Raw genomic sequence first — 3,989 nt, 5'->3', positions numbered from 1 at the left:
GCAACACTGCCAACGAGGATCATCTGCCTCCGCTGGTCAAGCGGAGACGGTGGCTGTCAGCACAAACGCAGGTGGCATAACCGGACATGTTGGGTGTGCGGTTTTCTTGACTATTCCAAAACAAAGCCCTCTGCACAGCATGACGATGTCACCTATATTGCTTATCCAAAAGAAGATGGTTTGCTTCATGTGGAAGGTGTGTGCTTTTACAAAGGAAACAAGTATACATATTCGCTCAATGAGCAGAAACAACCAGAAAAGCCCAGTACGGGGAAGTTCTATATTCTCCGCGGCCGCATCAGCCTCCGCTCCCCCAGCAATGGAAAAGTCCTACAGAAGAAAGGACCCGCACGTCGCAAAATACAGAACCGCTTGAAAGCCGATGGCCGTGAACCTTCTGCAGAATCTTTCTCTGCTAAGGCCGACCTTTATCTCGATACCACGAATGAAAAAGTGATTAAAGAAAAGGTCATGGAGAAAGCGAAAGAGCTGTCTGTAAAGAACGCCACCACCCTGGCCGATGTAAACAATGACCTTTATGCCGGCAAAATGCCCATTCCCCGGGCCGTTCAAATTTATGCGGATATTTTCCTGAAACAGCGGAAAGAAAAAGCGCATACCTCTGAGGAAACCTTGCGCCGCAGCAAGCGTGAACTGGAAAAGTTGGCTGGTCTGCTGGACAGATACACCATGGACGCTGTTCCCAAGGAGGCTCTTTCCGCTGCCTATAAAAAATTGTCCGAGAAAAGACGGGGAACGATTTTCCGCCTTGCCGAACAGTTTTGGGAATACTGCCGGGATCGTGGTATCTACTCCGGTGAAAATCCGTTTACCACCTTCCTGGCGGGGAGTCCATCCCACAAGAAGCGCAATATCGAAGCCCAGCAGAAAAAAGCGCAGCAGAAGGATTCTCTTTCCGAAAAGGAGGAACGTCGCCTGAATCAGATGATTGCGGAGGCCGATGTTGACGATCTTGGAGCAACCGGAGTTCTTCTGGAGAAGGAGGGCTTTACCGGCAGCGATGTATGTAAGCTCTCCTGGGATGATGTGCGCTTTAATCAGATGGGGCGGGAAGAAACCACGGCGCAGATTGTCACCATCAAAGAGTTTTCTACCGGGTCCCCCCGCGATTATACAAAGCCCGTATGCTCCTTCACCGCCCGGGAACTCTTCCGCCGCGCCGAAGAACTCAAGAGCCAGGGAATTGACCTGAAAGGACGCCGGATCCTGGAGAGCAGCTCCGGAAAGCGCATGACCAGTAAAGAACTTGCCGCCTATTGCAAGGCGGCTCTGCTCCGCTGCGGTGTCGGGCCTGATGCTTTGAAGCCCGACCCATCTTCCGCCAATGGAGCCAGAAGCCGTCTGCTTCAGAGTCATTATCATCACCGTCTGAGAAATAATGGCATCAAAGATGGCAGCGGAATCAGCGAGTTCCTCCTGGGACGCTCTTTGGCAGGCAATGTTACCTACGGCCATTACTGCAGCATGACCAGCCCGGAGGCCCAGGAACATCTGCTGAATCTTCTGGACCGGGATATCATATAATGTAATAGTAAATCCCAGTTCGCTAAGCTTGTCCTCGTTCTTTACCAAATCCTTTTCAATGGTATCGCCGACATAGAGGCATTCCGAATTTGGAGCAAAGCGCGGTGCAAATTCCTCGATAATTGCTTTTTGAAGTTGATTATGATCTCCTGGAGAAAAAGTGAAATCTTCACCGTTGATTTTCACAGGCATTTTGCGTCTGACACGCTTAGAGGCATATAGCTGAACAAGCGTGTCGTGATTAGTTTGAAAAGAAGTAAGCTTGGTTTCCCACCGATCTGTACCAAAACTCTGTACCAACTTTAGCATTTCATCTGTCAACCGATAGCGGTAATTTGGGCTATTGGTGGCCTTGCCATTATCCTCGATGAAAGCCGCATTTCTGAAATGGTGCATAGCCTGTTTTCTGAAGGTTTCACGACTATTTTCTGCATAAGTAGTCCCATAACTGTTATTCGCAAAAGCAATTACATCGTGAATACGAATCCATTCGTTGGTCGCATCTTGCCACGGAGTTTCCTCGACAAGTCCCGCCATGGCAAGCAAAACACAACAGCACATGGTATTTTGCTGCTTTGCCGGGACTTGCAAGGCATTTAATATCTCTTTTGCTTCATCTATTTTACTCATACATAACCCCTCAAAATTTTGTCACAAACCGGTTCCGACATATCGTGTGCAGCAATTAGCTCTTTTCCCATGGCCTCAATGACATCCATGGATGGAACCGGCATAGAGTTTACCTCAGTCGAATTGACCTGCGTTGAACCATTCAAAATCCTATAATAGCAGTCATACAAGGTGGAGTTAAACAAGACATAGAGACCGTACACAACACACTCCGAAAGATCACGCATCCCATCGATAAAATTTATCTTGTTTTGTGTGCTAATCTGGGAATACTCAGGATGCTTTTTTGCCAAGTAAACACCACATTGAAGCCGCCTATGTTCTTCTTTTGCTGTAAATCGTTTAACAAAAAGATAGTTCTTATTTGGCTGTAATAGCCCCCGCTGCTCAGTAACCAGATACTCGTGTTCCTTCCCTACAGGAAAAACCACTTTGCCATTTTGTATGTGCTGAGAATAGAACAATGGAACAGCCTGTTCTTCAGCTACATCTCTCAGTGCTTCTCTGTTTCGGAAGTCAACTGTAAGTCCAGTTTTCATTTTTAGGCCAATGCTTGGCAGGGTATTTTCCCACTTGTTCAAACTATCAAGTGTCTCTACTTCCTCAGCATTTGTCACCAGATATACATAGGAATCTGGTCCGTTGATAACAGCAGAATATGGAGCCTCAAAAATGGTCTTTTTTGAAAAGTCTGCATTGCTTTGGGTCGTAGTAATAGTAACAGTTTTTGGCTTTGAGCGCGTTTTTCTCAGCTTAATAATGATAGTTTCCTGCAGTACACTTTCTTTTTCAAAGACTTTATCGCGACTAACAAATAAGTGGATATGCTCCAAAATACCTTCGCTTAAAAACTTCTGACGAAATCTCTTGAAATACGCGCCAGAGGTCCAGGAGCGCGGAATAATATAAACCATTTCTCCGCCATCTCTCAAGTTAAACATACTCATAGAAGCAAAGAGAAAATAGAGATTGGGAGCGCCATAACATACATCTGGCATGGCTAAGGCTTCTGGGGCATCCTTTGCTATTTTCATATATGGAGGATTCCCGATTACAAAATCAAATTTTTCGGGCTCCAAATTCGCCCCTAACATCAAATTATAGTCAGTCGCTTGACTTAAAATATAGTTATCAGAAACGATTTCGTAGGATATTTTCTGTTTGGATTGACTACGCGCTACCTCCAGATTGGCCCGCAATAGCTCCATTACATTTGGGTCATTCTCATAGCAAACCAATCTAATCTCTTTGATTGCCGAGAAAGCTTGCAAGCGTTCCAATAGTGCAACTGAGAGAATGCCAGAACCAGCACCAGGATCAAGGATAGAAAGTGTCTGGCGCTTATCGGGAATCTCAAATAATTCAGCCATAAAAGCGGCAGTTTCTTTACTTGTAAAAAACTGGCCATATTTTTTGCGCTGGCTTTTCGGCATGCGGTCAATATATTCTGTTGTTGCTTTAATTGCAAAGTCAAGCATGCTCATGATTCGTAAACTCCATAATTTCATCGATGCCGCAGTTTAAAGCCACACAAATTTTATACAGGCTCTCCATTGATACAAATTCATTTTTTCCCATCTTTGCTAAGACATTAAAGCTAATGCCCGCAGCATCCTTTAAGTCCGAGCGTTTCATCTTTTTGTCAATGAGAATTTTCCAAAGTTTATCATAAGATACCGGCATTGCTACTTCTCCCCTCAATTGAAAAACTAACTTCCGGTTGGGTGGCCAGTCATGCGGAAGTTAATCTTGCAAAAAGGTACCTGGAAGTAACTCTTACAAACATTTTCCAAGACATTGACATGCTCCCAACG

General features: G+C 45.2%; 3 protein-coding genes. All 3 read right to left on the bottom strand.

Annotated features, from left to right (window positions below):
- Positions 1–330 precede the first annotated feature (330 nt).
- From B5G06_RS13645 to B5G06_RS13635, 3 genes are read right to left on the bottom strand one after another with little or no spacing between them, the layout of a single operon-like run.
- Entirely contained in the window at positions 331–2,175 is a 1,845-nt protein-coding gene (locus B5G06_RS13645) for a BsuBI/PstI family type II restriction endonuclease (RefSeq protein ID WP_087189596.1), read from the bottom strand.
- Positions 2,172–3,659, bottom strand: coding sequence for an Eco57I restriction-modification methylase domain-containing protein (locus B5G06_RS13640; RefSeq protein WP_242955514.1), 1,488 nt, complete (start codon positions 3,657–3,659; stop codon positions 2,172–2,174). Before B5G06_RS13640 ends, B5G06_RS13645 begins: the two co-directional genes overlap by 4 nt.
- Positions 3,646–3,858 (bottom strand): helix-turn-helix domain-containing protein, encoded by a 213-nt coding sequence (locus B5G06_RS13635; RefSeq protein WP_087189595.1) that lies wholly within the window; start codon positions 3,856–3,858, stop codon positions 3,646–3,648. The genes B5G06_RS13640 and B5G06_RS13635 overlap by 14 nt, the downstream gene beginning before the upstream one ends.
- Positions 3,859–3,989 lie beyond the last annotated feature (131 nt).

This window comes from Flavonifractor sp. An52, from assembly GCF_002159385.1.
GTDB classification, from domain to species: Bacteria; Bacillota; Clostridia; order Oscillospirales; family Oscillospiraceae; genus Flavonifractor; species Flavonifractor avicola.
Note: the sequence above shows the minus strand (reverse complement) of the source record. Positions and strands in the feature narration are given on the sequence as shown.